This is a genomic window from Methylotuvimicrobium sp. KM1 (assembly GCF_044788715.1).
Taxonomy (GTDB): Bacteria; Pseudomonadota; Gammaproteobacteria; order Methylococcales; family Methylomonadaceae; genus Methylotuvimicrobium.
The window spans coordinates 36956-63103 of sequence record NZ_CP173170.1 but is presented as its reverse complement, the minus strand read 5'-3'; the positions used below and the strand labels follow the sequence as shown (position 1 = coordinate 63103).

General features: G+C 48.0%; 27 protein-coding genes. 16 read left to right on the top strand and 11 right to left on the bottom strand.

Annotation, left to right across the window (positions count from 1 at the left end):
* Positions 1-2: 2 nt before the first annotated feature.
* The 3 genes from ACINK7_RS00290 to ACINK7_RS00280 are packed head-to-tail and all read right to left on the bottom strand — an operon-like array spanning position 3 to position 4550.
* Entirely contained in the window at positions 3-1637 is a 1635-nt protein-coding gene (locus ACINK7_RS00290) for a protein kinase (protein WP_404358996.1), read from the bottom strand.
* 46 nt (positions 1638-1683) lie between these two features.
* The gene (locus tag ACINK7_RS00285; protein ID WP_404358994.1) at positions 1684-3822 is read right to left on the bottom strand and encodes an adenylate/guanylate cyclase domain-containing protein; all 2139 of its coding nucleotides are present in this window, start codon (positions 3820-3822) and stop codon (positions 1684-1686) included.
* Positions 3822-4550, bottom strand: a complete 729-nt coding sequence (locus ACINK7_RS00280) for a hypothetical protein (RefSeq protein ID WP_404358992.1) — start codon at positions 4548-4550, stop codon at positions 3822-3824. The genes ACINK7_RS00285 and ACINK7_RS00280 overlap by 1 nt, the downstream gene beginning before the upstream one ends.
* Before the next feature lie 654 nt (positions 4551-5204).
* Here ACINK7_RS00280 and ACINK7_RS00275 point away from each other — a divergent pair.
* Both ACINK7_RS00275 and ACINK7_RS00270 read left to right on the top strand, forming a co-directional pair.
* Positions 5205-5870 carry a Crp/Fnr family transcriptional regulator gene (locus ACINK7_RS00275; RefSeq protein WP_404358990.1) on the top strand — a complete coding sequence of 222 codons (666 nt, stop codon included), beginning with the start codon at positions 5205-5207 and terminating at the stop codon, positions 5868-5870.
* A 98-nt stretch (positions 5871-5968) separates the two neighbouring features.
* On the top strand, positions 5969-8644 hold the full coding sequence (locus ACINK7_RS00270; RefSeq protein WP_404358988.1) for an MGH1-like glycoside hydrolase domain-containing protein: 2676 nt from the start codon (positions 5969-5971) through the stop codon (positions 8642-8644).
* A 741-nt stretch (positions 8645-9385) separates the two neighbouring features.
* Here ACINK7_RS00270 and ACINK7_RS00265 read toward each other — a convergent pair.
* The 3 genes from ACINK7_RS00265 to ACINK7_RS00255 form a co-directional block, all read right to left on the bottom strand.
* The gene (locus ACINK7_RS00265; RefSeq protein ID WP_404358986.1) at positions 9386-9676 is read right to left on the bottom strand and encodes a hypothetical protein; all 291 of its coding nucleotides are present in this window, start codon (positions 9674-9676) and stop codon (positions 9386-9388) included.
* 123 nt (positions 9677-9799) lie between these two features.
* Positions 9800-10090, bottom strand: coding sequence for a hypothetical protein (locus ACINK7_RS00260; protein ID WP_404358984.1), 291 nt, complete (start codon positions 10088-10090; stop codon positions 9800-9802).
* A 123-nt stretch (positions 10091-10213) separates the two neighbouring features.
* The gene (locus tag ACINK7_RS00255; protein ID WP_404358982.1) at positions 10214-10504 is read right to left on the bottom strand and encodes a hypothetical protein; all 291 of its coding nucleotides are present in this window, start codon (positions 10502-10504) and stop codon (positions 10214-10216) included.
* A 311-nt stretch (positions 10505-10815) separates the two neighbouring features.
* Between ACINK7_RS00255 and ACINK7_RS00250 the strand changes: the two genes are divergently transcribed.
* Positions 10816-11757 (top strand): cation diffusion facilitator family transporter, encoded by a 942-nt coding sequence (locus tag ACINK7_RS00250; protein WP_404358980.1) that lies wholly within the window; start codon positions 10816-10818, stop codon positions 11755-11757.
* Between the two features lie 157 nt (positions 11758-11914).
* Here the strand turns inward: ACINK7_RS00250 and ACINK7_RS00245 are convergent, their stop codons facing one another.
* The 4 genes from ACINK7_RS00245 to ACINK7_RS00230 form a co-directional block, all read right to left on the bottom strand.
* Positions 11915-12544: a DUF1294 domain-containing protein gene (locus ACINK7_RS00245; RefSeq protein ID WP_404358978.1), complete on the bottom strand. Its 630-nt coding sequence runs from the start codon at positions 12542-12544 to the stop codon at positions 11915-11917.
* 85 nt (positions 12545-12629) lie between these two features.
* Complete coding sequence (locus ACINK7_RS00240) at positions 12630-12929, bottom strand: hypothetical protein (protein WP_404358977.1); 300 nt, start codon at positions 12927-12929, stop codon at positions 12630-12632.
* Between the two features lie 60 nt (positions 12930-12989).
* The gene (locus ACINK7_RS00235) at positions 12990-13940 is read right to left on the bottom strand and encodes a DUF5655 domain-containing protein (RefSeq protein ID WP_404358975.1); all 951 of its coding nucleotides are present in this window, start codon (positions 13938-13940) and stop codon (positions 12990-12992) included.
* Positions 13915-14136: a hypothetical protein gene (locus tag ACINK7_RS00230; RefSeq protein ID WP_404358973.1), complete on the bottom strand. Its 222-nt coding sequence runs from the start codon at positions 14134-14136 to the stop codon at positions 13915-13917. Before ACINK7_RS00230 ends, ACINK7_RS00235 begins: the two co-directional genes overlap by 26 nt.
* 320 nt (positions 14137-14456) lie before the next feature.
* On the opposite strand from ACINK7_RS00230, the gene ACINK7_RS00225 reads away from it, so the two are divergent.
* Both ACINK7_RS00225 and ACINK7_RS00220 read left to right on the top strand, forming a co-directional pair.
* Complete coding sequence (locus tag ACINK7_RS00225) at positions 14457-14651, top strand: hypothetical protein (RefSeq protein ID WP_404358971.1); 195 nt, start codon at positions 14457-14459, stop codon at positions 14649-14651.
* 326 nt (positions 14652-14977) lie between these two features.
* Entirely contained in the window at positions 14978-15772 is a 795-nt protein-coding gene (locus tag ACINK7_RS00220; protein ID WP_404358969.1) for a TIGR01458 family HAD-type hydrolase, read from the top strand.
* Positions 15773-15929: 157 nt separating this feature from the next.
* Here the strand turns inward: ACINK7_RS00220 and ACINK7_RS00215 are convergent, their stop codons facing one another.
* Positions 15930-18326, bottom strand: coding sequence for a hypothetical protein (locus tag ACINK7_RS00215; RefSeq protein ID WP_404358967.1), 2397 nt, complete (start codon positions 18324-18326; stop codon positions 15930-15932).
* A 297-nt stretch (positions 18327-18623) separates the two neighbouring features.
* Between ACINK7_RS00215 and ACINK7_RS00210 the strand changes: the two genes are divergently transcribed.
* The 11 genes from ACINK7_RS00210 to ACINK7_RS00160 all read left to right on the top strand — a co-directional run bounded on the left by ACINK7_RS00210 (position 18624) and on the right by ACINK7_RS00160 (position 25872).
* A complete protein-coding gene (locus ACINK7_RS00210) occupies positions 18624-19925 on the top strand; it encodes a caspase family protein (RefSeq protein WP_404358965.1) in 1302 nt (433 codons plus the stop codon).
* Between the two features lie 479 nt (positions 19926-20404).
* Positions 20405-20701 carry a hypothetical protein gene (locus ACINK7_RS00205; RefSeq protein ID WP_404358963.1) on the top strand — a complete coding sequence of 99 codons (297 nt, stop codon included), beginning with the start codon at positions 20405-20407 and terminating at the stop codon, positions 20699-20701.
* A gap of 116 nt (positions 20702-20817) precedes the next feature.
* The gene (locus ACINK7_RS00200) at positions 20818-21114 is read left to right on the top strand and encodes a hypothetical protein (RefSeq protein ID WP_125217609.1); all 297 of its coding nucleotides are present in this window, start codon (positions 20818-20820) and stop codon (positions 21112-21114) included.
* A 116-nt stretch (positions 21115-21230) separates the two neighbouring features.
* Entirely contained in the window at positions 21231-21527 is a 297-nt protein-coding gene (locus ACINK7_RS00195; RefSeq protein ID WP_404358961.1) for a hypothetical protein, read from the top strand.
* A 67-nt stretch (positions 21528-21594) separates the two neighbouring features.
* Entirely contained in the window at positions 21595-21906 is a 312-nt protein-coding gene (locus ACINK7_RS00190) for a hypothetical protein (RefSeq protein ID WP_404358959.1), read from the top strand.
* Positions 21907-21944: 38 nt separating this feature from the next.
* Positions 21945-23486, top strand: a complete 1542-nt coding sequence (locus ACINK7_RS00185; RefSeq protein WP_404358957.1) for a DUF4384 domain-containing protein — start codon at positions 21945-21947, stop codon at positions 23484-23486.
* A gap of 10 nt (positions 23487-23496) precedes the next feature.
* Positions 23497-23799 (top strand): hypothetical protein, encoded by a 303-nt coding sequence (locus ACINK7_RS00180; RefSeq protein WP_404358955.1) that lies wholly within the window; start codon positions 23497-23499, stop codon positions 23797-23799.
* An 89-nt stretch (positions 23800-23888) separates the two neighbouring features.
* On the top strand, positions 23889-24479 hold the full coding sequence (locus ACINK7_RS00175) for an OmpA family protein (RefSeq protein ID WP_404358954.1): 591 nt from the start codon (positions 23889-23891) through the stop codon (positions 24477-24479).
* Between the two features lie 42 nt (positions 24480-24521).
* Positions 24522-25295, top strand: coding sequence for a head GIN domain-containing protein (locus ACINK7_RS00170; protein WP_404358952.1), 774 nt, complete (start codon positions 24522-24524; stop codon positions 25293-25295).
* Positions 25296-25664: a hypothetical protein gene (locus ACINK7_RS00165; RefSeq protein ID WP_404358950.1), complete on the top strand. Its 369-nt coding sequence runs from the start codon at positions 25296-25298 to the stop codon at positions 25662-25664. It begins immediately after the preceding gene.
* A gap of 46 nt (positions 25665-25710) precedes the next feature.
* Positions 25711-25872 carry a hypothetical protein gene (locus tag ACINK7_RS00160; protein ID WP_404358948.1) on the top strand — a complete coding sequence of 54 codons (162 nt, stop codon included), beginning with the start codon at positions 25711-25713 and terminating at the stop codon, positions 25870-25872.
* Positions 25873-26148: the final 276 nt, after the last annotated feature.

Sequence of the window (26148 nt, the reverse complement as noted above, 5' to 3'; positions counted from 1 at the left end):
ATTCAGCGAATGGTAAATTCCAGTATTTTGATGACGACCCGGTAGTTTTCTTTGAGTTTTTCCGGATTAAAAACATCGATGAGGTCAATCGGCAAAGCATCCGGGCTTGCTATGGCGATCACTTGGTCGGTGCCTTTCGGCTCTCCAATATCGATTGTAAAATCGCCCTCTTCCGGCGGAATCCGGTAGCGCTTGCCGGGAAGGCTATAATTATCTTCCTGATAAGGATTAGGATATACCCAACCCACGGCACCCGCCGCATCGATTACGGCGATGTAGACATACAGTGCTTGCTCGACCTGAAAATCGACCACCAAGCTTTCTCCGATTTTAAAGTCGGTTTTGTTGATCGAAACAGTAAAGATATGCTCGGGTAAGGAATTTTGGTCGATTTTGCCGTTTAACGGTGTTGAAACTTCGGAAGTTTCTTCATCGGCGACCGACTTCTCCGCGTCACGTTGCGCAGCGGTTGTATCGATCGGCCGTTCAGTTGGCGAATCGTTTTCCGGTTTTTCAAGCGAATCCCGCTTCCAAAAAGGTTGAATCATTACCGCCGCACCCAGCAATATCACCACCGGCAAGGCATAATAAATGGTCTTATAAGGCTTGTTCCGGGACACCAAACCTTTTAGCAATATTTCAATACTATCGGTACGGTCTTCGCGCTTGAGCTGCAGCGCTTTTTTCAATGCATGCCATTGCCGGCTGTTGAGCGATCGAATCGGTTTGGGTTGGAGTTTTTTCTGCAAACAATCATCGGCACGCTGCCGGTTGAACGGATGAAAGCCGGCAAACAATTCATAAGCCACGCAAGCCAACGCATAAATATCGTCCCGAGGATCCGGCGTTCCGCCTTGCAGCATCTCCAGCGTTGCGTAAGCCGGCGTCATGCCGCCGAGCACGCCGGCATCGAAACTTGCCACCCGAGAAAAATTCTGAAGCCGCGCGATGCCGAAATCCAATATCTTGACTCGATTATGGATATCGATGAATACGTTAGAGGGCTTAAAATCCGAATGGATAATCCCTTTTGCATGCGCATGGCTCAACGCGCCGCAAATTTGCCTAATAATGGCCAATGCTTCGGACTGTTCGAGCCCTGCCGGATGGTTTTTGACGATTTTGTCCAGCGTAACGCCTTCCAGGTATTCCATCGTCATGAATACGATCGGACCGTCCCTGTCGAAATCGTAAACGGTCAAAATATTCGGATGCGCCAGCGATTGGGTTTTTCTGGCTTCGCTATGCATGGCCTTCAATAATTCGGGATTGGCCCTGAACTCGTCATTCAGCACCTTGACCGCAATAAAGGCCGAATTGCCGGCTTCGATATCGCGCCGGTCCAAGGCTTTATAAACGCTGCCCATGCCCCCCGTTCCGATTTTCTCCAAAAGGTCATAGCGATTTTTCAATACCGAGCCAGAACCCGGAGTCACTGAGCCGTCGGCATAAGGACTTCCTTCATCAAAACCGGTCGTTGTTTTACCGATTCCGCCGGTTGCTCCAAAGAGTTCGTGCTGCGTTCGAGCCGAATATAAATCCGAATTGCCCTCTGTTCGGCGCGGCTTTTGTTGAATGATGGTTTCATCCGACTCTTTAGTTCGGTTGACGGCTGATTCTTTAGGATCTCGATCCATGGTTCGGTATGTGTTTGATGTCAATGAGTCGGGGAATGCGCCGGAATCATTTTTCGTCCAAATGCCAGACGCCGTCGGCGCCCAATAAGCGTCTTTCCAGCCATTTCGTTATTGTGCTTCGGTCCTTTCGGTAAACTTCGGGACATTCCGATGTCGCCGAGCCATACGTTTCGATGCCGGCCAACCAGTTTTCCCAAGCGGCAATCGCATCCGGCAAAAAACGCGAGTCGCCGGCATGGCCCACGGCATATAAGGTTGCCGGTTCGTTCCTGCCCTTGACTTGCAGGCGCCCTAAGCGCCGGACCGGATAATTCAATTGCCGGGCCGCGCCGATAAAGTCTTCGGTGACGATGATCTCGGTATTGAACAAGCGGGTCAGACTTTCCACTCGCGCGGCCAGATTCATCGGATCGCCCAATATGCCGAATTTTCTGACGCCTTTTTTCGGCCCTAGATCGCCCATCACCACCGAGCCCGCAGTCAAACCGACACCGGCGTCGATAATCGAATGAATCCGTTTGAGCACATCGGCTTCAATTTTTCGATGATAGCGCTCTTCGAGCGTCGCAAAAAATCGTTTTTGCAATTTGACCAATTCCAACGCGGCCTGCAATGCATTGGCGCATGCCGCTACATTCTCTCCTTCATTGCATTGATAGGGCCAATAATAGCAAACCATATCGCCGACATAATCCTCCAGCCAGCCATTGTATTTATCCTGAAGAATCAATGAGGTTTCGCTCAAATAATCGTTCATTAGATTCAACACTTCAGCCGGATCTTTTATGTAGCCGGTCACGGTCGTATACCCAGCCAAATCGCTCATCAATACCAGCGCGAATCGGCGCCGGTTTTGGAAGGTCTCGTTGGGTTTCAAGCTTATCAATAAATTATGAATTTGCCTCGGCATATAATTGATAATCAGTTTGCCTTCCCGCGAACCGATGATCAAATGCATCCCTATCGTTTGGCCGACACTGGCGATAAAAACGATCATACTTGTCGTTACCGGCCAAAGTTGAACTAAGTCGTTCAAATAGCACAAAGACCCGACAGCAGCAATAAACAAGCCGCCGATGAGCCAAACATAGCTCTGTTTCAAATAAGCGCCCGATAGGACGCCGATCAAGGCCGCCGTCAAAAACAATGCCACTTTTACCGGTAACGTGGGCGCTCTCGGGTGATCTCGATTCAATAGCGTCTCGACCGCATCGGCCAAAAACTGCGCTCCGTGAGTCGGCAAATGAGGGCCGAACAACCCCGTCGTCATCGGCGTTACCAACACGTCGGTAGCTTCGTCGGGTGCGGTCAACTGAAACACGGCAACTTTATCCCTCAATAACGCGGCAGTCTGCTCTGCAATTTCGCTATCGCAAGACGCCAAGCGGCTGACCGGTATCATCGGCCTATTGCCTTCTTCGGATATGGCGAACTGCGGCTTGCTCAACCGTATTCGGCGGCATGGACGACGATCGTCGCATAGCTCATCATCGGGTCCGTGCAAATAATCGTCGCCGGTATTTTGCGGAAGGATAAATCGAGCCAGTGCAACGACGGCATGATCCGGGCTCAAATCCAACCATCGTGAGATGGGGCTGTTATTTTTAGAGACCAAGCGGTCGCTTGCTACCAAACCGTTTTCGGGTACTGCGAAAGCGGCCTCCAAGCCGTACAGTAAAAAATCGGGAAGCGCTTCTTGACCGCTAAAATAGGGGGCGATTTTGAAATGCTCGATCGCAAATGCCGGCATTTGCAGAGGCGCGTTGCCTAATTCGCTATTACTCATTCGGCATTCGCCGGTAGGGGAAGTAGCGCATCGAGGCTGCGACCATTGCACGGCGCCGGAGGGTTCGATACAAGCGGCATAAGGCATTCTGCCTTCCATTTCTTTCGAAACGACCGCGTCGAGAAAAACGCCCTTACCGCCGGCGGCAACAATCCGTTCCGTAGCCTTGGCAAAAAGCGGTAAAGCCTGTTTACGGCCGACATCGATCGGGACGCCGTGATCCAAAACCACAACCGCAGTGTACCGCCATTCTTCCCGGGCTTGAAAGACCAACGCGGAATCGTGTATCCAGTCGTCGATAGCGGTATCCGCCAAGCGATCCACAAGCAAGCCGGTCAAAAATGCCGCCGCGATTAGCGGTATCAACACAATCCATCGGTTGATCGGTAAATCAAGCATCAAAAAGTGCGGGTAAACTTTTGGCCCGTTCTTGTTGCCGGATAACGGTAGTCTTTGATAACGGCTTCGACGCAATCCGAAAACCGGCCGCTCTCAGGTCCTATCGACGATAGCGTAACGGACTCAGCGCGCCCCACCGAATCGACGGTCCAATTTACCGTGATTTTGCCGTCGACTTGAAAAAGATTCCGGCACAGCCCGACTTCAGGCTCTATAGCCTCGAATATTTCGTCGATGCCGGCCTGCTGTTCATCGTCCGAATAGTTTCGCATCTTGACCGAGGTCGACATCGCAAGTTGTCCGCTGCCTGCGGTTTCGGAACGCTTGATCGCCGCAATAGCGCAAAAGAATGCATTACTGGCGCCATGAACGCCGTCGCATTTGAGTTTATGGTCCACCCAACCAGTGCAATTTTTCAAATCGGTCGGCGTAATCCACGGCAAAAACAGGCTCGATACCGTGACTTCGAGTGGTACGGACGAACCGTTTTGGCAAATGAGTTGAAAATCCGCATCGGTTTCGGGTTTAGGTAACGATTTAATCCATAATCTTGCATCCCGGCTTAATTTAAAGACGGTCCCCAGGCCAACTTCGTTCCCCTTGGCGCAACGATCGTTTACGACTTCGACGCCTTGACTCTTGGCATTCAGATATTGGATGTTACTACACTCCGAGGCCGACACTTCAAGCCCCGTTAGTACTAAAAATGCAACGGCTATGGTTTTCATAACAAATGACCTCCGGCAAAACTCTGTTGAGTTACAACTTATTTCCTAATTAGCAAGTTTCTTCAGCTAAAGCCCAAAGATCAGCATATCCTTAGCAGGACGGAGTTCGCAAGCCATGCGCGTCAAGCTAAAAACGGCCAACACACATCACGCTCTTTCCCAAGCTCCAGCTTGGGAAAGACACCCCGGAAGCTCCCCCTTCGACAAGGCTCTCCTGAGCGCAGCCGAAGGGCTCAGGGCAAGAGCTTCCTGAGACCGACACAACCTCCGCACATTCTCAATCAACCCCGACTCGCTCGTTCAATCTTTCTTGATTGTCGCGAAGCTAGAGCTTCCTGAACAGGTTACCCAAGCTGAAGCTTGGGTAACAGCATATTTTAGTTTTTGCGACTACGACTACCCCCTGCTCGGACACTTGGCTTCGGTACGCTGAAGTATCTTGCTAATCAGAACTTATTTTGACTACTCTATTAATAAAAGAACAATGTTCGTCAACTTGCATTAAACGATTCGGGCTAAAACGTCCTTTCATTTATATGGTAAGCAATTAATTCTTTAATATGCTAGCTTTGTAAATCAATATAAGGAAAAGCGATTTTTGCCAATGTAAATCGCCGAAATCATTTCTTGATAACCAATCAAAGCAGAGTCGCCATGGCCACCGATATCGACATTTTAAGAAACAACGGTTTATTCAGCGAATTGAACGACGAAGAGCTTACCGCTCTGACAAAACTGACCCAAACCCGGACATTTCTGAAAAACTCGTTGATCTTATGCGAAGGCGATAGCTCGAATGCCATGTACATCATACAAAAAGGCAAAGTCAACATTACCGTAACCAATGAAGACGGAAAAGAAATGATTCTTTCCACATTACAAGCGGGAGATAATTTCGGAGAATTGTCCCTGCTTGACGAAGCCCCCCGGTCCGCAAATGCCGTCGCCCTCGAAAAATGCGAATTGATCGTTTTGCACAAAGCCGAATTCGTACAACTACTGACTCAAAACTCTGCGATCGCATTGGCAATCATACGTTATCTATGCGAACGGGTAAGATTTTTGACCAGCCTAGCCCATGGCTTGGCATTATTGGACGTCTACGGACGGCTCGTTAAACTGATACAAAGCCTGGCCGAACCGAATCAAGAGGGCCAATTAGTCGTCGCGATACCGTTGACCCACAAAGATATCGCGATGCGGGTCGGCTCGTCGCGGGAGATGATCAGCCGAATCCTGAGCGAATTGGAAAAAGGCGGATACGTCTCATGCGAAAACAAACACATTAAAATCAACAAAAAATTGCCGTCGGCTTGGTAAGGACTAAGCCGACGCAATCAAATCAAAAACCGATAGGGTAAAGCTTACGATAGAAAAATCGATATATATACTTCCCGGTCACTACCAAGGAGTCGATCATGGCTGATTGTAACGAGCGCAAGCGAATCGAAGAAAACCGAGGCGATCTGCCTCCCTGGTGGTTATGGGGTCCCTATGTCGGCGAAAGATCCTGGGGTACCGTTCGCGAAGATTACAGTCCGGATGGCGATGCCTGGCGTTATTTGCCCCACGATTTGGCGCGTAGCAAAGCTTATCGCTGGGGCGAAGACGGCTTGGCCGGCATCTGCGACCGCTATCAACTATTGGTTTTCGCCGTCGCCTTATGGAACGGACAAGACCCGATTTTAAAAGAGCGCGCGTTCGGCCTCAACATGTGGGAAGGCAATCACGGCGAGGACGTCAAGGAATATTATTTCTATCTCGACAACACGCCGACGCACAGTTACATGCGTTATCTATACAAATATCCGCAGCGCGCCTATCCCTACGAAGCATTGGTCCGGGAAAATCAAGCCCGGGAGGGACAAGGCCCCGAATACGAGTTGCTCGACACCGGACTATTCGACGAAAACCGCTACTTCGATATCGAAATCGAATACGCCAAGGCATCGCCCGGCGATATTGGCATCAAAATAACCGCAACCAACCGAGGACCCGACGACGCACCGCTGCATATACTCCCTCATCTGTGGTTTAGAAATACTTGGGCCTGGAGCGAACCGCGCAAACAAGCGCCGGAAATTAAATTAATCGATACGCCGAATTGCCCATATCGCTGCCTATTGGCCGATAGCACTCGGCTGGGGGCGCTACCCGGCCTGCTTTTCCCTTACCGTTTACCCAATTACCATTTATATGCCGAAGGCGACTGCACACCGCTGTTTACCGATAACGAAACCAATACTCGGCGAGTCTACGGTACCGACAATACGCAGCTCTACACCAAGGACGCGTTTCATCGCTACCTCATCGATCGGGAGCCATGCCTTAAACCCGATAATTCCGGCTCCAAGGCCTGTTTGCATTATGCATTCGATATCGAGGCAGGCAAAACGGCCGTAATTCATCTGCGTCTAAGCGAGCAACTCGTCGACGAGCCGTTCCGGGACGCGGAAAGCTTAATCAAACAACGCAAATCGGAAGCCGATGCATTTTATCGAACGCTTCATCCCGAGCTTGCGACCGACCAGGAACGCTTGGTGCAGCGGCAAGCATTGGCCGGCTTGCTGTGGAGCAAGCAGGCCTATTTATTCGACGTGCGCAAATGGCTCGACGGCGATTTGCCGAGCGCACCGCCGCCGGAATCGCGGCTACCCATCCGTAACCGGCATTGGCGGCATCTGAATTCGATGCGCGTGCTGCTGATGCCGGACAAATGGGAATATCCCTGGTTTGCCGCGTGGGATTTGGCGCTTGCCAGTATCCCGATGGCATTGATCGATCCTCAGTTTGCCAAAGAACAGCTGTGGCTGATGTTATTCGAACAATTTCAGCATCCGAACGGCCAAATTCCAGCCTACGAATGGGACTTTTCCGATTTGAATCCGCCGGTGCACGCGTTGGCGGTCTGGCGGGTTTACAACATGGAAAAGCGCTTGCACGGCCATGCCGACCGTGACTTTCTGGAGCGTTGCTTTCATAAATTAATGCTCAATTTCACTTGGTGGGTCAACAAAGTCGACAGCCAAGGCAATAATATTTTCGAAGGCGGATTCCTGGGCCTGGACAACATTTCGGTCGTCGACCGCAGCCAACCGTTGAACGGCGGCCAAACCCTCGAACAATCCGACGCAACCGGCTGGATGGCGATGTTCTGTTTAAACATGATGCGCATCGCCTTGGAGCTCGCGTTGACCAACCGCAGCTACGAAAGCCTCGCGACCAAATTCTTGGAGCATTACATTTACATCGGCGCTGCAATGAAAAACATGGGCGGACGCCACTACCAACTTTGGGACGAAGACGACGGCTTTTTTTACGACGTGCTCCGGCATCACGACGGACATTTCGATAAGTTCCGGGTCCGCTCCTTGGTCGGTCTGATCCCGTTATTTGCCGTCGAACGCCTCGAAGCCGATTGGATCGCCCCATTTCCGTCGTTCCGGGCCAATCTGCAATGGTTCCTGACGAACCGCAATCAATTCGCGCAGTTCAGTTGTCACCCCGTCGAACGGAACGGCCAAACCAATTATTTATTGAGCATTCCGAATCAAGCACAAATTAAACGCATACTGGCACGCGTCTTCGACTGTAACGAATTCTTATCGCCGTTCGGTATGCGCAGTCTATCGAAATTCCATGCCGAAACTCCCTTCGAGTTCGGCTCGAGTAGCGTCCGCTATGAGCCGGGAGAAGCCGAATCCAAATTGAAAGGCGGTAATTCGAACTGGCGCGGTCCGATCTGGTTTCCGGTCGGTTTCTTAATGGTCGAATCGCTACGTAAATTGGATAAAGCCTTGGGTCCCGAATTCAAAATCGATGTCCTATTGGACGATAAGCCTGCTTCGCTGACTCTAGGCATGCTAGCCAAAGAATTGGCGGACCGCATGATCAAGCTTTTTCAGCCAGGCTCCGATGGACGCATTCCCGCTTTTGGGGAAGACAGCCGTTTTCAGGAAGACCCGCACTGGCGTAATCTGTTACTGTTTCACGAATATTTTCATGCCGAAACCGGCAAGGGCTTGGGTGCCTCTCATCAAACTTGGACGAATTTAGTGGCCGCGATGATAGCCGAATGGCGGCGGGAAGAGTAAAGCTATGAACTCGTTTACGGACAGATGCGAATTGTTGGGTACGCACAGCGTACCCTTATGTTTCGATGTTGGTGTAGTATTAATTTCAAATATTAACAAGAACATAGCATCGTAGGGTGTGCATCGCGCACCTTTCCACGGTAACTAACCGACAAAAGGTCCCGACCCAGGTGCGCGATGCGCACCCTACATCTGGCGCTTTTTAGCCTATGATCACCAACAATTTCCAAGATATTTTGATATCAAAAAGCGGTTACTCAGAATTTAGCTAAAATGGCTAATTTCGATAGCCTTGTCGTAGGGTACACTGCCATTAAGTTGAAGGAAACCCGTCATTCCGCCATGGATTGGCGGAATCCAGTGCCATGGATGGCAGGCTTTTGAAGCGCATTCGAACCTGAATGCCAGCATTACTTATTACGTGTCGGCTTAACTTAATAGTAGTGAGTCGTCGGGTACGCTTCGCGTACCTCTTTTAGTTTTGGTGAGCGTTGTATCCCACAATCTTCAAATTTCGGCATTGGCGTAATTGAATTATGAATACCACTATAACCAAAAAAAGCACGTCCCTGTGTCATGTGGTAATCCATTAGGTCTTTCTCCTTACAGTAAATTTGTCTTTGGCGACGTTCATTCAAAAGCCGGTGTTTAGGGCTCTTCCTTAAAATCTCCTCTCCTGACAGAAAATCCAGGAGAAAATGGGGAATTGAAAGAAAACCTCATCACTTAAGAATCGAACCGTTACCGAATATCGATCGAACCGGTGTTCGCGACACTGTCCCTGCCGATCGCTTGGGTATTAGTCAAGGTGTTTTTAGACGCATTGATCACGGTGGATTTTTCGACTTTCGAGCCGACCACGTTGATCGAACCGGTGCTCGCGGCACTGTTGCGGCCGATGGCTTGGGTATTGGTCAAGGTGTTTTTCGAAGCGTTGATCAAAGTCGATTTTTCGATTTTGGAACCTTCGGCCATTGCCGATCCGCTGAAGACTGCGAACAATGCGACTGCTGCTACTGTGAATTTTTTCATGACGTTTTCCTCTTGAGTTTTAAAGTATTGGGTTTGTTTGCCACGGTTTTAATGTACCCTTTTACTGTTTGTTTTGCGGTGAACCGTTCACTCTAAAATTGTGAACTATTCACCGATTTAGCTTTAGCGAATGTCGATCGAACCGGTATTGGCCACCGAATCTCTGCCAATCGCCTGGGTGTTGGTCAAGGTGTTTTTAGACGCATTGATCACGGTGGATTTTTCGACTTTCGAGCCGACCACGTTGATCGAACCGGTGCTCGCGGCACTGTTGCGGCCGATAGCTTGCGTGTTGGTCAAGGTGTTTTTCGAAGCGTTGATCAAAGTCGATTTTTCTATTTTGGAACCTTCGGCCATTGCCGATCCGCTGAAGACTGTGACCAATGCGACTGCTGCTAATGTATATTTTTTCATGACGTTTTCCTCTTGAGTTTTAAAGTATTGGGTTTGTTTGCCACGGTTTTACTATACCGTTTGACTGTTTGTTTTGCGGTGAACCGTTCACTCTAAAATTGTGAACTATTCACCGCTTTAGTTTTAGCGAATGTCGACCGAGCCGGTGTTAGCCACCGAATTGCGGCCTATCGCCTGTGTGTTGGTCAAGGTATTTTTAGACGCATTGATTACGGTGGATTTTTCGACTTTCGAGCCGACCACGTTGATCGAACCGGTGCTCGCGGCACTGTTGCGGCCGATGGCTTGGGTATTGGTCAAGGTGTTTTTCGAAGCGTTGATCAAAGTCGATTTTTCTATTTTGGAACCTTCGGCCATTGCCGATCCGCTGAAGACAGTGACCAATGCGACTGCTGCTAATGTATATTTTTTCATGACGTTTTCCTCTGATTATTAATGGCTGATGTTGGGTTCAACCGTGCCGTTGAACTTGGGTACAGTATCCCGATTTGGAGAAGAAAACGCGGTGATCGAGTAACGCCGGTTCTGTGATTTATTCACGAACCGGATTCCGATGAATCATTGGCCGTTGTGTTTAATCGACCGGATTAACGAATCATTGAGAAAGTAAATTCATTCGATCCGACGTTACTCGACCCAGGTTTTGATTTAATTGAACCCATGTTTTTTTGAGTATAAGTCGTAATTTGGTGCTGCTAAACTGTGCTTTTTTCAGGATTGAGCGGATGACTACCGAAAAGAAATCATTGGCCCGTTACGGTTGGTTGTCGATCATTGCGGCTGTATTGACCATCGTACTGAAGAGCTATGCTTATTGGCTGACCGGTTCGGTGGGCTTGTTGTCCGATGCGCTAGAATCGTTGATTAATCTGGTCGCGGCGGTGATTGTGTTGATTTCATTGAATATTGCTGCTCGACCACCGGATGAATCTCACTCATACGGCCACGATAAGATCGAGTATTTTTCCAGTGGCGCCGAAGGTATGATGATTTTGCTGGCGGCCGGCAGTATCGCATACACCGCTAGGGAACGCCTGCTACATCCGGAGCCTTTGCAGCAACTGGATGTCGGTATCGCCATTTCCGTGTTTGCGTCGTTAATCAATCTGGTTGTCGCTAAAATTCTGATTACAGTCGGTCGTAGCCGGCATTCAATTACTTTAGAAGCGGACGGTAAGCATTTGATGACCGACGTGTGGACCACAGTCGGAATTGTTCTAGGTATTGGCTTGATCGCGCTGGGCAATCGGTTTCAGTTGACGCTGGATTTTGCCGAGCAATTGGGGATGCCGGGTTGGGAGATTCTCGATCCGGTGATTGCGATTTTAGTGGCGATCAACATTCTTTGGGCAGGGTTACATCTATTGCGCCGCACTATTTCGGGATTGATGGATGCTACGCTGCCTGAAGAAGAACTAGCCGAAATAGTAGGGGTATTGGAGCAATTTATCGCTTCGGATCAAATTGCCTATCATGCTTTACGCACCCGATATGCCGGCGCGCGCCGTTTCATGTCGGTACATGTGTTGGTACCGGGGCAATGGACTGTACAGCAAGGCCATAATTTGCTGGAAACCATAGAACATCGGATCAAGACTAAATTCGACCATATCGATATAGAGACACACCTGGAACCGATAGAAGATAAGGCTTCTTGGCGGCATTAGGCAAGGAATGTAGGTAAATATCGGGGGTCACACTGCGTACACCACAGAACTATGGCGGGTATACACAAAAAATCCGCCGCTTAACTAACCGCTCAGTCGTTGCTGGAAAATGTACGACGAACATCATAAGCACCTGATTTTTGATTAAAAATGACTTTTAAAAACGAACTGCGCTAAAAAATGCACCATTAATAAAGGTAAGCAGTGCTGCCCCACCATCGGGTGTATGCAGCCAAATAAATGCACCGAAATTGAGTAAAACTGTTCCCCAAAACACAACTCTAAAAGATTGTTTTTTAGACTTGTGCCGTAATGTTTGTTGGGCAATCATTCCACCAGGCCAACCGCCAACTAATGAAAATAAATGCAGAGTACTTTCCTGTGTTCTCCACGATCCATTCCGAGCAGCTGATTTATCAACTGCATACAAGATAAAAGTCAATACGCTAACGACTAAATAAAATGGCAGGACTAAAAATGGAACCTTATTTGTTAGTGCCGATATGCTAACAATAGCAACGAATAATACTGGGATAAAAATAGCGAAAGATGTGCGTTCGGATTTTCTGTTTTTCGATAGAGGTTCACCCGCTCTAGTAACTTTTTCAGCACAAGGCCTACCACTTTTATCAGCTGATACGGAATATGTAACGACCTGATTTATTGCAGGCATTTTTTTACGGTTATTAAACACTTTGATATGAACAAATATTTCCTTCCCACCATCATTTGGGGCAATGAATCCAAAACCTTTTTCGTCATTCCAAGATGTTATTTTTCCCTTCATTCTCATATATATTCTCTAGAGTTAACGTATCGCTAACCTGCGCCGACCGTGAAACGCGCACGCGAGTTCAGCAGACGGTTAAGAGCTATTCACTGACGGACCACTTCGAGATTCCCGTCTGAATCTCTGTCGAGACATTAGCCCACTTGGTGCGTTTACCGACTTCAAGCAAGCAGCCTTGCTCCTTTACCGCTGACACGATTTGCTGGAACCACTGTAGATAAGTCCACTCGCGCGGCTTCGGAGAAAACAGGCGGTTTTCTTTCTGATTCCATCCGACCTGCATTGCCTCTCTGTAGATGTAGGGGAACGTTGCTGTACTTGGCACGACGTACAAGGAACCCTCATCATCGATTCCGACCTCCTTAATTTCATCGTGTCGCACAGTCTCACTCCTAACGCAAAGGTAAGGGACGCGTCCCTTTAAGCCACTTGTTAAAAGCCATCAGCCACCTACCTTGTTGTAAGCTAATGCTATAAACTCTTTAACTGGCTCGAACTCCGATTCCGACGATACGGTAAACTCGACATCACCAGTACCATAATGGCCTATTGATGTGACGTCACGATAGTTTTTGGTGCCTTCTGGAATATCAGACGGCTTAAGCTTTAAAAACAGCTTGACGTTCTTGCCTTTGACTTCCATGCAAACGATGTTCTGCGAAATTTTGTAGGCAACGTAGAATTTTTTTGGCACCTCTTCAATGGATTCATCCATGCCAAGAATAAACTCGCGAATAACTGCCGTTAACTCCTGTATTTCCTCACTTTTACCTTCGAGCCTTTCTTCAAATGTATAGGTTGCCGTAGCACGGGTTAGCGCGGCTTTTTTACCAGCTTCAACCATTACTGGATTTTTGTATCCATTTTCAGTGGTATCAGTAAACGTCGATACTGCTGTTGATTTAGATGTATGAAAGACCTCTTCAAGATAAAGAGAATTGTTAGAAAATAAACGGTATTTCCATAGCTCAATATTTGCACCCATCACTTGGACTGCATGCAAATCATATTTTTTATAGTTTGGAGCAATACAAATAACTCGAACGTCAGACCAATCAACTTTTACACCACTTCCCAACCGCTTCTGTACTGCGATCTCAAAATCGCCTTTGTGGTCCTGAATCCAGTGCAGGTAGAAAAGACTTTGGTTAATAAGCTCCGATGATTCGACTTTTTTATACTCGATGATAACCGGATTGTCTTCTTCTGATAGAGCGAGACTATCGATTCGGCCCGCATGCTGTGCGCCAGTAGAAAACTCACTGGCAACTAATCTGCAATTGAAAACCGTTTCGAGATTTTTCTCGATCAGGGACTGTAAGTCCTTTTCCAGAGCAAAGTTCATCTGCTCGACGGCAGATAGCTTGTCACCTGAAATATCGAAAATCGGCACTTAATAATAACTCCATTGTTTCTTTGGCTTTTAACGGGTCAGATAAGGAGCGCCCAAGCGCCTGCTTGATCTGATTGATGGCGTTGCGTTTGATACTGTATGTCGTTTTGACATGCTCAAGCTCCTTATCTGACCCGATGGCTCCGCGAAGCGGAGCCATCAAGCCATTCTCTTGGCCGGGGCATATTAACTGCATGAAACAACAGTTGACAAAGATTATCCACGATCGCCTCTTTTACTGCCGGATAACATGTAAATCCAACATGATATACAGGTATCGATAACTACAAGATTGATCAAACAATAGCAAAAGATAACAACTAATCTTCAGTACAGACTATACATCGGGTTGAAAATCAAGGAACAATTCAGTTGCCGATGTAGGACATCCCAATCGATTTACGCACTTCTGCCATATCATCAATATGGACGATGGACTTATTCGTTACATGCCTAACATGAAATCGGAACCTTTCGCTTTCGCACTTGATAACTTCGTTTGCAACGGCTGAACCTGTGAAAAATACTGCAAAAAAATCCGAAGAAAATTTTATCGGCCGTTGCGGTCAATTGGTAAATACTGAATCGCTATTCGGCATCGTACAAATGCAAAAAGCAATCGTCTTTTACATTTCTCTATTTACCCTCTGTGTCAGGATAGTTCCACTTGGCCTTGGCGTAAACAATGAGGCTGAAATTTCGAATATTTGATAAATCCGCAAAAAAATTCCTTTTTGCTAACCTCCACTAGCCTTTCGATAACTCAATTCAAACCCGAATTGTTATCTTCTAAGGATTTGGTCGTAAATAACTTCCCTGTTTTATGGAGGGTTCGGTAGCTCGATTGGCAGGTGTCGGCGGCAGGGAAAGCCGCCGTCAAGCCTACACGGACGTATTCACGGCGTCCTGTCAAGCGAGTTACCGAACCCTCAACAAAGCTCATAGCTCCAGGAGGTTATTTATCACGAAATCCTAAGTGGCTCTATTGGCCATGATGCGGCAAAATCTCTTTTTGAAACGAATCGAGGAATTTCCGAATGCCAAAACTATCTTTAATCCAAGGTATTCTTTTCGACCTCGACGGTGTTTTGTATGTCGATTCGAATGTCATCGAAGGCGCCGTCGAGGCTATCACCGAGATCAAACGGCGCGGTTACCGTTGCCGTTTCATCACCAACACCAGCACGCTGTCGGCCGCTTCGCTGCACGACAAAATAACCCGCCTCGGCTTCGATATCGAAGAACGCGAGATCATAAGCGCGACGCGCGCCACATTGATCTACCTTGAGCAATTCGGCGATCCGGTCTGCCATTTGCTGCTCGCCGACGATGTCAGACACGATTTCGATCGGTTCCGGCAATCGGATACTCAGGCCGATTTCGTAATCGTCGGCGATATCGGCGACCGTTGGTCTTATTCGGTTCTGAACCGCGTCTTCCGTCTGCTGACCGGCGGCGCGCGGCTGATCGCGGTCCACAAGAACCGCTTTTGGCAAACCGAGCAGGGCCTGCAAATGGATATCGGCGGGTTCGTCAGCGCGCTCGAATACGCCAGCGCTCAGCGTGCGACGATCATCGGCAAACCGTCGCCCGATTTTTTCCGTGCGGCGCTGACCGAATTGGAATTGCCGCCCGAACGCGTCGCGATCGTCGGCGACGACATCGATTCCGACGTCGGCGGCGGTCAAAATGCCGGCCTGATCGGCATTCTGGTGAAGACCGGCAAATACCGCAAAGCCTATGCGGACGCCAGCCGCGTGATGCCGGATTTGATCATTCCATCGGTCGCCGAGCTGCCGGCTCGATTGCCTATTGAGATTGCCGGTTCTTAACATTCAATTCGGACGCAAGTTTGGCTAAGCTGCGCGCTTCCCTTCCCTCTCGATTTTTGGACTTCCTTGCGTCAGGCTATATTTGCAAAGAGCGAATAAAAAAGCCCCGACACATCCGTGAGCGGGGCTAATTATCAAGAACGAGCAATGCTTTTTGTCAGAAAGGCGTACAGAACTCGCCGAGTTTACTGATATTCACACAGGCTTTAGGCATCGGATCGAAAGCCACTTTACCGTCGGCAAGCGATTTCCCGTTCATTTGAGCACTGAGATTACCGTTAATTCCTTTGATATCGAGTGTCAGATCGATTTTACCGCCGACATCGAGATCGATCACCGGTAAGTCGGGCAAAGCCAATTTCGCGACCTTCAATGCCGCTTTCGCGCTTTCCAAGCCGATAATCAATCCGGAAACGCGCGGATCCAAATCGATCGGCAATGTCGAGATGCCTTGTTGAATACCGTACAGAACCTGTTCGGCAGTCCACAATACCCCTTTGGCGGCCGCCATCGCAACATTCAGTCCGGCAATCGCTGTTTTGGCAACCCCTATCTGACCCAGCTTATAAGTACGATACCCGGTGTAGGCGATCCAAGCGGCCGGTTTTTTGTGCCAAGGCCTTTTGTTATACCATCTTTTTTTAGCAGCAATTTCGCCGTTATATTTTTTAATCAAACCGTTTTGATAGTTGATCTTCGACTGCAACGATTTAACGCCGTTTTGCGCACTAACGACTTCGGCACGGGCTTTTTCCAGATTGGCTGCATCGCGGTCCCGATCGGCCTGCACTTGTTTCCGCGCTTGATCGACCAAATATCCGGCTTCTTGGACTTTTTGCTCGGCCTTCAGCACGCCTTCCCTCGCTTTGTTCAACGCGGCGGTAATATCGCCGATCGGTAAATAGATGCCTGCGTTACCGGTCAATAAAGGCCCCTGGTTGGTAATTTGACCACCCATGCCGATCTCGCTGAGCGGCGTAACGAATTTTCCGTTGATAAAAAAGCCTTTGGCGCTGATATCCAAAGCAACCGGCGACAATCCGACGCCTGCTACCTGCATTTGACCCGACATGCGGACATAGCTCAGTTCCGGACGGGTAAAGGGAAAGAAGATGTCGACATCGACCGAACCGCCCAATTGTATCGACGGGTGAATGCTTGAAGATGTCCGTCCGCGCAACCGAATTCCTTCAACCGTTACCGTCAGATCGGCACTGTTGACCGCCAGATTGTTCAGATTGACGCCGACCAGTTTGCTCAGTCCAGCGGTATCGTAGCCGAACTGACCCTTGGCCCGCAATTGCGTCAGCACTGGATTGGCGCTGCTGATATAACCCGAAACCAGTGTTTTGTTGGCCGGAGTAAACGGTACGAAAGACGGCAAAAACGAATAATTCGGATCGTTGATGCCGCTGAAATAGGTAGCCTGTTCGTCCTTGGTTATCGTGACACCTGCAGTGGCATTGCCGAGCGGAAACGAAAAGTTCAGGAAATTCGGAATCAGATCGAACGAAACTTCAACTTTACCGTTACCGCCTTGCATATAACCTTCTTTGCCGATATAGGTTACGATTTCGCCGTTGAGTTTGACGAATTTATACAGCGGTAATTCGGTTTCTATGTACAGATGGCCTTTGAATTCCCCCGCTCCTTCCGGTATCCCCCATATCGTTTCCGGTCTGAATGGAATACCGCCCTCGAACGAAAACGCCAGATCGCCTAAATCGGGTAATACCGATTTGGCAGTTTCCGAGTCGGCGTCTTTGACTGCATCGTTGCTTTCTTTAGTATCCCCGCCGTTTTTCTGCTCCTGCTGCTTTTTCCTCTCTTCGTTGGCCTGTTTAGCCAAATCGATTGCGGCTTCCGCTTTTTCCGCGACCAATTCGCGCGCGTTTTGCGAAATAAAAAAATAAGGCTCTTCGAGATCGAGAATAAAAGTCACGCTTTTATCGCCGGGCACCGAAAAATTGAACGGATTATCGCCCTCCTGATTCATTCCCAATAGCGCATCGAGCGGCATATCGAACGCCAACCCGCTTTGGAAATGAAAAAACAAATAAGCAGGCTGCTTGATATCGTTAGGATCGCCTTCCGGGTCTTTCGGGTTTTCCGCTAACGGCAAGGTATAGCCGTCCGACTCAAGCAAAGATTTCAACATTTTTCTGCCAGCCAATCCGACTGCGGCCAGCGGTTTGGCGGTAAAGCTCGCACCAGCCAACAGAGGTACTGACGGAAAGGGCGCTTCGGCAACGCCGTAGACTTCGAATCCGATATCGGTATTGTCGGTATTTCTGGAAAAATACAACTCTGCATCCAGTAACGGCACATTGCCCGCCGGGGTTTTGACTATCAGATCGCCGATCATTTCATAACGGTCGCCGTCTCCGTAAAAATCGGCAACGCCGGACTCGATCGCCAAACTTTCATGTATCGAGATCGAACAACGGTAAGCATCGCAACTGACGCCTTCCGCACCGAACACGGTCGACATCAACGGAATTTGCAGTAAAGCAGTCATAAATAGCTTTACCATCGGTTTTTTTCTTGTTTTCATAGCACACACCCTAAGTTAATGATTGAGTTACGATTTAGCGCAACTCCATCGTATGCGGATTAACTTAGGAACTCTGTGCGATATTCACCGGGTATTCGGTTAATAAACACGATCGATTTGCCTATCGCGTCATTACAATTTGTCATCCGAGCTTTTCGGCAAACTTACAGTGCATCATGAATTTATCACTTGAAGTCGAGCGGCCTTTCAAATGAATCCATGAACCATAAATATAAATCGCCGCTATAATTAGGAGAGAACACGAGCTATTTCTAGTCGTCTTTATACCGTAACACTATGAAAAATAAAACTTTTAACCTCATCATCATTACGGCCTGTTTATCGCTATCGGCATGCGCGCCGAAACGTTACTATACCGACAACATAACGACTCGCCCCCTCGCTTCAGGAACAAGTACCCAAACCCGCGTATCGGCAGCGGTTGAGGAATGGCGAAATAGCGGCGTCAAGGTTTCCGCCGGACAGAATTATGGGATATCGGCCAAAGGACAATGGCGGACTTATCCGACCTGCAATTTTACCGGCCCCGACGGCATCGGTTTATACAAGGCGTGGTGCGATAATTCTCCGTTATTCCCGACGATTATTGACGGTTATAGTCATTCGACTCTAATCGCCAAAATCGGCCAACAGGGAAAGCCTTTCGTAGTCGGTTCGGACGTCACGTTTACGGCATCCGAAGACGGCCCATTAATGTTCAGAACTAACGATGTAATCAACGGCAACCACGACAACGAAGGTTATGTCGATGTCGAAATTGCTTTTGCCGACTCTAAACCTGCAATCGCATCACCGAATCCCGCCATGATCACCCTGCCGCCCGGCACCCAACATTTGTCGGAGTCATCACCAACAATGCAATCCATGCCTAGCGCCGCCATTGATGCTATCGGTACTGTTCCGCTGCGTCGTATGGCTTTGGTTATCGGCAATAGCGCTTATGACTTCAGTCCGTTAAAGAATCCGGTCAACGATGCCAAAGCCATGGCCGACTCCCTAAGCCGTTTAGGATTTGAAGTCACGTTATTGCTTAATGGTAATCAGGAGCAAATGGAAGCGGCTATCGATAAATTCGGCCGGCAAATGAGTGCGGGGAAATTAGTCGGTTTATTCTATTTCGCCGGCCACGGCGTTCAGGTCGACGGGTCAAATTACCTAATCCCGACCGATGCGGTCATTAAAAGGCAGTCCGATGTCCGTTATAAAGCGGTCAATATCGGACAAGTATTGGGCGCCATGGAAGGCGAAGATAATTTACAAATCGTGATTTTGGATGCCTGCCGGGACAATCCGTTGCCGCGCAGTTTCCGGAGTGCCGGCCGGGGCCTCGCCAAAATCGACGGTCCGAAAGGCACCATTATCGGCTTTGCGACCAGTCCCGGTTCGGTTGCCGCCGACGGCGAAGACGAAAACGGAATCTATACCAAGCATTTGCTCAATACTATGAAAGTTCCCGGACTCACGATAGAGGAAGTTTTCAAACGCGTCTTGCAAGGCGTCAATCAAGAAACCGGCGGCCAACAAATCCCCTGGATGGAATCATCGTTTACCGGTAACTTTCTGTTTATACCGGAATAAATCGTGACAACTACAAAAATTATGCCTATTCTTGACATAGTCAGTCAATTATTGCTGCATGCTATTCGATGTTTTTAATTCTTCTTTTTTATTCTGAAGACTAACCTAATTATCCGGTTTTGAATAATTACACTGAGCGAAGAATTCGCGATTACTCAAAAGGGGGAGAAAATCATCGTGGCCATCCTTATTTTTAACTCGACCCGTCTTACAGTCTCTGCCAACTAATTAAGACGTCGCAAAAATAATAACGCTTGTACTCAGGCTCTAATGCGCCTCAAAAGCTTGCCAGTCCATGGCGGAATGAGGGGTTTCCGTTAATTTAATGGCAGCACCGTCTTTAGACGAAAAAAGGGAAAAGATTGCTGGCAATTTCCTGCCGGTCACTAAATCACAAATCGAATGTGAATGTTTTACATTTTAATTTTTCAGGGATGATTACACTGAACTCGAATTTTAAAACCACCAGGAGAAACCACATGAAAACATTATCGACTTCACTGCTTACATTGGCTTTAACTGCCGCCGTTTCGTCTTCCGCGTTCGCCGAAGGTTCGAAAATCGAAAAATCCACATTAATCAATGCATCCAAAAACACCTTGAATAATACCCAAGCGATCGGAAAAAACAGCTCGGCCAATACCGGCTCGATCAGCGTCGAAGGTTCTAAGGTCGAAAAATCCACTGTCATCAATGCGTCCAAAAATACTTTAACCAATACCCAAGCAATCGGCAAAAATAGCTCGGCTAATACCGGCTCGGTCGATATCAAATAACGAATTTAAGCTTAGGATGTGAATAGATCACGTTTTTTCCGTGATTACTTTACGCCCTTAAACCCGAGGCTCGGTTACACTGACCTCGAACTTTAAAAACCACCAGGAGAAACCACATGAAAACATTATCGACTTCACTGCTTGCATTGGCTTTGACTGCCGCCGTTTCGTCTTCCGCGTTCGCCGAAGGTTCGAAAATCGAAAAGTCAACATTGATCAATGCGTCCAAAAATACCTTGACTAATACCCAAGCAATCGGAAAAAACAGCTCGGCCAATACCGGCTCGATCAGCGTCGAAGGTTCTAAGGTCGAAAAATCCACAGTGATCAATGCGTCCAAAAATACTTTAACCAATACCCAAGCAATCGGCAAAAATAGCTCGGCCAATACCGGCTCGGTCGATATCAAATAACGAATTTAAGCTTAGGATGTGAATAGATCACGTTTTTTCCGTGATTACTTTACGCCCTTAAACCCGAGGCTCGGTTACACTGACCTCGAACTTTAAAAACCACCAGGAGAAACCACATGAAAACATTATCGACTTCACTGCTTGCATTGGCTTTGACTGCCGCCGTTTCGTCTTCCGCGTTCGCCGAAGGTTCGAAAATCGAAAAGTCAACATTGATCAATGCGTCCAAAAATACCTTGACTAATACCCAAGCAATCGGAAAAAACAGCTCGGCCAATACCGGCTCGATCAGCGTCGAAGGTTCTAAGGTCGAAAAATCCACAGTGATCAATGCGTCCAAAAACACCTTAACCAATACCCAAGCAATCGGAAAAAACAGCTCGGCCAATACCGGTTCGATCGATATCAAATAAATCTTAAACCTAATGGGAACCGGTCCGACCATTTGGTCCGGTTTCCCTCATGACGAGGAAGACGGCTATGTCACTCATTCGATTGTGTACTTTTTTACTCATTATCGGCTTGCCCGTAACGCCGCTTCTAGCCAACGATTTAGACGACGGTATCGGCATTGATGAACCCATCAACGATAACATACAGCTCAATCCCAATATCGATTTTATAAAACGCAATGCCTTGGCAAAGGCGCGACGCAAGACCGATCAAAATTCCGGTTGCGGCGGTACAGGTAATCAAACCTTCGGTCCGGGCGCCAATTTGCAAAATGCCACCATTGTCAACCTTTCAGATAACAGACGCGCCAATTCAGTCTGCATCGAACGAAGACGATAAGCGTCCGAACACCAAATTTTTAGAAACGAGGTCGTGTTATGAACAACTATAAACTCACTAGCGGTTTTCGAATCATTGGCTTGCCGCTCTTGCTCGTCGGCTGCGGTTTAAATCCGCAGAATGCCGATATTGGGCTCAATGAAACACTACCTGAAGCCAAGATCACTATTTATCAACGCGCAATCAATAGATTAGGCTTGATGACCGAAATATACAGCAACGAGCCGGTCAAAATCATGTCCAAGGAAGTGTTTGATAATACCGGGACTTCGGTAGCAACGAGCGGTGAAATTCCGCGCGACATCACTGAAATGGTCAAGAGCACCTTGAACGGAATCGGCGGGAACGTGCTTTACATTCCTTACGAACCCGAATTCATGCTCAATACCGCCCAAACCGGTTATAGCGGCTATGAGGATAAAATTCTGCCTCAGGTCATTTTATCGGGCGGTATCACAGAGTTCGATCGAGGCTTAGTCACGCAAGGAGATTCCTTCGATGTCGATATCGAAGTCAAAGAATACGGGCTTAATTATTCCGATCAAAACAAATCTTCGTTGGCCAGCGTCACATTGGATTTTAATATGATCGATTTCAAGACTTTTACCGGCATACCAAGAGTTCAGGCGATCAACGGTATCAAATTACATAAAGCCACCAAAGAAGACAGTATCGGTTTCACGATTAAAAGCGTCACTTTCGGGGCCAAGGGCGAGATCAAAAAAGTCCAGGGTAGACACGCCGCCGTCCGTTTGCTGGTACAACTCAATATTATTCAATTAGTAGGACGCTATCAAAAATTGCCTTATTGGCGTTTGATACCCGGTGTCGAACCCGACGATGTCGTAATCGATCAAGTCCTAGCCGATTATTATTCGTTTACCCGCCCGGAACAAATAGCCAAGGTTCAAGAATTGCTCTATTTACACGGCTACAATGTACAGCCTAGCGGGCAACTCGACGGACCGACGCAAAGCGCATTACAAAATTTTGTTCAAAAACACGGCTTACCGGGAACAAACTTGAATCAAGAGCTTTATCTTGCCTTGTATGAGAACGTTCCTTTGAATCATGCCACCCGGCAACTGCGCAAAAATCTGAAAGGACAAGGAGATGTCCATTATGCCGCTCAAGAGCCGACAACATATAAACCAACGGCTCCAACACCGGCACCACAACAATTTATCAACGCTTCGCCTACTCCCGGAGCGTTATCGCTTAGAACCAACAAATCCGAGTACCGTATCGGCGAACCGATGCAAATCGATTTCACGGTCAGCGAACCGATGTACGTCCGTATCGTTCTGATCAATTCGGAAGGCAAAATTGACACGGTTTTCCCGAATATCTATCAACCCGATAATTATTGCTTACCTGGCAAAACCTACAGTATACCCGCGCCCGATGCCGATTTCACAATCGATGTTTCTGGACCTACCGGCACAGATAAACTGAGAGCTATAGCCGCTAAAAATCCGATTCCGGCCGATGCATTACATTTTACTAACGACGGTCAATTCGACGATTCCAAAATAGCGGCCAACTCGGTTAAAGCCGCAATCGACTATGTCATTCGATAAGGTAAGCATTATGAAAAAATTAACATTAATCTTACTCGCCGGCCTGATTTTACAAGCCTGCGAAAATGCTCCGGTCAGACGCGAGGAAATGATTTCCGAACATCCGGAGTGGGACAAGGAAATGGTCGAAGTCATCAAAGCCGGCTATCTGGTCAAGGGCATGGATCAAAACCAAGTTAAAGCGGCTTGGGGAAGGCCTTGCTGGAGCTGTACAGGCACCACTTCCGGAGATTGGGGCGAAGCCTGGGAATACTCCACTCAAGTGGTATTTTTCGACAAAAACGGCAAAGTTACCCGTTGGGAACAAAAATAAGGAACTATTCAGTCCTCCGGCAATTATTTTTTAACCGGTTTGATGAATGACACGAAACATTTCGTTTTAAAATTAAAGAGGTTAGTACCATGAAACTACATCACTCCATCACCGCCGCCAGCGGCATTCTATTACTCGCTTTATATGCCCAAACCGTTACTGCAGAGCAAGTACGCATGTACGATGCTCCGCCCAGCGCCGAGGAAATGGGCAAAGTTCTGTTCGGAGAACAAACGAACGGCACTCCGAGAACCATGAAAATGCGTTCTATCAATTTCCAACCCAAAAGGAATGAGCGGGCCGACGATTTAGCTACCGCCGAACGTGTCGAAGCGGAAAAAACCAGTATCGGTTTGCCGATTAAATTCGCCTATAACTCGGATGAAATTTTGCCCGAATCGCTTCCATTCTTGGAAGAAGTCGGAAAAATGATGACGATGTCCGATTTTGTCGACAAGCGTTTGATCATCGAAGGCCATACCGATGCGGCCGGGTCGGCCTCTTATAATCTGGATTTATCCAGACGCAGAGCTCAATCCGTAAGAAATTATCTAGCGCGTAATTTCGGCGTCTCTTCGAATAGATTGACTACCAAAGGACTCGGAAAATCCAAACCCCTGCCGGGACGGGACCCGTTCGATGCGGTTAATCGCAGAGTTCAGTTTTATAGTGCGAATTAACAACGCGGCTTTTTTATTCGATTCGTCATCAGGAGACGCGCTATGACAACACAAGGAAAACAAACAACCGATTTCCGGCCCGAACAAAGGGCCGGCCGCCGATCTCTGACTATCGGTCTGAGCTTGGGCCTATCCGTTTTATTACCCTTGCCGACCGATGCTGTTGCAGGCCAAGCGACGACCGGCAAAATTATCATCGACGGTGTCGTTTACGGCGGCAGCGATGCGCGTATCGAACAAGGCTCGGGAGTTTTAGGCAAAGAACGCCGCAACGTCGAGACGTTCCGGGCAATCCATGTTGCCGCCGGGATCGACCTTAACTATCGTAACGGCCCGGCGCAAAGTATCGAGATCATCGGCGACCGAAACTTGATTCCGATTATCGAAACATCGGTTAGCGGCGGCCTATTAACAATCGCCGGGCGTAAAAGTTATCAACAACATTTACCGCTGACTGTCGAAATTACGAGCCCGCGCCTGGATTCGCTTGCCCTGCATGGTGCCGGCGATATTCGGCTGAACGCGATCCGCCAAGAATCGTTCACGCTCGCTCTTAATGGAAGCGGCAATGTGACCGCCGATGGACAGGCTGACCGTTTTAACGTGACCGTCAATGGCGCCGGCGATATCGATGCACAAGGATTAGTCAGCAAGTTGGCAGATATCCGTTTATCGGGTTCCGGGGATATTTCAGTTACCGCACGGGAAACATTGAAAGCCTATCTGATCGGTAGCGGCGACATTACCTACTATGGGCGTCCGGCACACATAGAAAAACGCATAATCGGCAGCGGCGACCTGCAACCGGGAGATTAAATGAAACTCTCATGGCGCGGCGCTTGGGTCATTATGGCCGGTTCTTTCCTGATACTCACGAACGGTTCTGCGCAAACTACTCAATTGGCAGGAATCACATTCAGTGAATCGGAATCACCGGCAATCAAACCGAAATCGATGATTAAGCCGGAACTCAAATCCAAAAAAGACAAATGGCACGAGTTGCACGGTAGTTTAGATAACCGGTATGTTTTTTTAATCGTGAAAAAAACCGGAACAAGAGACGTCACCGGCTATTTATTTGATGGCAAAGGCAATAAGAAATACGTTTACGGCGAATGGTTCAATCGAAATTTACAGGTGTACGATCAATCCAACAAGCTGTTGAATATTTTACTATATCCTTAGGTTTAACCATCTATGATTCCGGCATGAGTTCTGAAAAGGAATCCGAATGGCTGAAAGCGATACTCAAAGCCCGGTCCCGGACCTTAATGACTTAAGGCGGATAAAACCTGTCATGGATGGCGACGGAGGCGAGCATTCGGTATTCGCAGCCTCCTTCATCAAAGCATTGGATCGCAACGTTTCTTTGCTCGAAGGCCAGGAATTGTAGAGGAACGTATCGGCCAATATCGTAGCGATAACAGCGAAATACGTACGGTATTGAGCAAGTTCCGCAATACGCGCCGGTCAATCATGCGGGGCATAAGTCGGGGGAGTTTTTCTTTGTGCCTAAGTAGCGGATTAAATCTGGAATTTTGTCTTAAAAAAGTTTCATCCAAGAAGACAGTATACTTGACAAACGTATAAATTAATCTATATATCAGTAATATACTAGTACCTATAAGAAAAGAATTATAAAAATGCTATAAGTCTATGTATCAATTGA

Excerpts from the sequence above, each read along its gene's own strand:
- ACINK7_RS00290 (WP_404358996.1), bottom strand. The coding sequence starts at position 1,637 with ATGGATCGAGATCCTAAAGAATCAGCCGTCAACCGAACTAAAGAGTCG.
- ACINK7_RS00285 (WP_404358994.1), bottom strand. The coding sequence starts at position 3,822 with ATGCTTGATTTACCGATCAACCGATGGATTGTGTTGATACCGCTAATC.
- ACINK7_RS00280 (WP_404358992.1), bottom strand. The coding sequence starts at position 4,550 with ATGAAAACCATAGCCGTTGCATTTTTAGTACTAACGGGGCTTGAAGTG.
- ACINK7_RS00275 (WP_404358990.1), top strand. The coding sequence starts at position 5,205 with ATGGCCACCGATATCGACATTTTAAGAAACAACGGTTTATTCAGCGAA.
- ACINK7_RS00270 (WP_404358988.1), top strand. The coding sequence starts at position 5,969 with ATGGCTGATTGTAACGAGCGCAAGCGAATCGAAGAAAACCGAGGCGAT.
- ACINK7_RS00265 (WP_404358986.1), bottom strand. The coding sequence starts at position 9,676 with ATGAAAAAATTCACAGTAGCAGCAGTCGCATTGTTCGCAGTCTTCAGC.
- ACINK7_RS00260 (WP_404358984.1), bottom strand. The coding sequence starts at position 10,090 with ATGAAAAAATATACATTAGCAGCAGTCGCATTGGTCACAGTCTTCAGC.
- ACINK7_RS00255 (WP_404358982.1), bottom strand. The coding sequence starts at position 10,504 with ATGAAAAAATATACATTAGCAGCAGTCGCATTGGTCACTGTCTTCAGC.
- ACINK7_RS00250 (WP_404358980.1), top strand. The coding sequence starts at position 10,816 with ATGACTACCGAAAAGAAATCATTGGCCCGTTACGGTTGGTTGTCGATC.
- ACINK7_RS00245 (WP_404358978.1), bottom strand. The coding sequence starts at position 12,544 with ATGAAGGGAAAAATAACATCTTGGAATGACGAAAAAGGTTTTGGATTC.
- ACINK7_RS00230 (WP_404358973.1), bottom strand. The coding sequence starts at position 14,136 with ATGCAGTTAATATGCCCCGGCCAAGAGAATGGCTTGATGGCTCCGCTT.
- ACINK7_RS00220 (WP_404358969.1), top strand. The coding sequence starts at position 14,978 with ATGCCAAAACTATCTTTAATCCAAGGTATTCTTTTCGACCTCGACGGT.
- ACINK7_RS00215 (WP_404358967.1), bottom strand. The coding sequence starts at position 18,326 with ATGAAAACAAGAAAAAAACCGATGGTAAAGCTATTTATGACTGCTTTA.
- ACINK7_RS00210 (WP_404358965.1), top strand. The coding sequence starts at position 18,624 with ATGAAAAATAAAACTTTTAACCTCATCATCATTACGGCCTGTTTATCG.
- ACINK7_RS00205 (WP_404358963.1), top strand. The coding sequence starts at position 20,405 with ATGAAAACATTATCGACTTCACTGCTTACATTGGCTTTAACTGCCGCC.
- ACINK7_RS00200 (WP_125217609.1), top strand. The coding sequence starts at position 20,818 with ATGAAAACATTATCGACTTCACTGCTTGCATTGGCTTTGACTGCCGCC.
- ACINK7_RS00195 (WP_404358961.1), top strand. The coding sequence starts at position 21,231 with ATGAAAACATTATCGACTTCACTGCTTGCATTGGCTTTGACTGCCGCC.
- ACINK7_RS00190 (WP_404358959.1), top strand. The coding sequence starts at position 21,595 with ATGTCACTCATTCGATTGTGTACTTTTTTACTCATTATCGGCTTGCCC.
- ACINK7_RS00185 (WP_404358957.1), top strand. The coding sequence starts at position 21,945 with ATGAACAACTATAAACTCACTAGCGGTTTTCGAATCATTGGCTTGCCG.
- ACINK7_RS00180 (WP_404358955.1), top strand. The coding sequence starts at position 23,497 with ATGAAAAAATTAACATTAATCTTACTCGCCGGCCTGATTTTACAAGCC.
- ACINK7_RS00175 (WP_404358954.1), top strand. The coding sequence starts at position 23,889 with ATGAAACTACATCACTCCATCACCGCCGCCAGCGGCATTCTATTACTC.
- ACINK7_RS00170 (WP_404358952.1), top strand. The coding sequence starts at position 24,522 with ATGACAACACAAGGAAAACAAACAACCGATTTCCGGCCCGAACAAAGG.
- ACINK7_RS00165 (WP_404358950.1), top strand. The coding sequence starts at position 25,296 with ATGAAACTCTCATGGCGCGGCGCTTGGGTCATTATGGCCGGTTCTTTC.
- ACINK7_RS00160 (WP_404358948.1), top strand. The coding sequence starts at position 25,711 with ATGGCTGAAAGCGATACTCAAAGCCCGGTCCCGGACCTTAATGACTTA.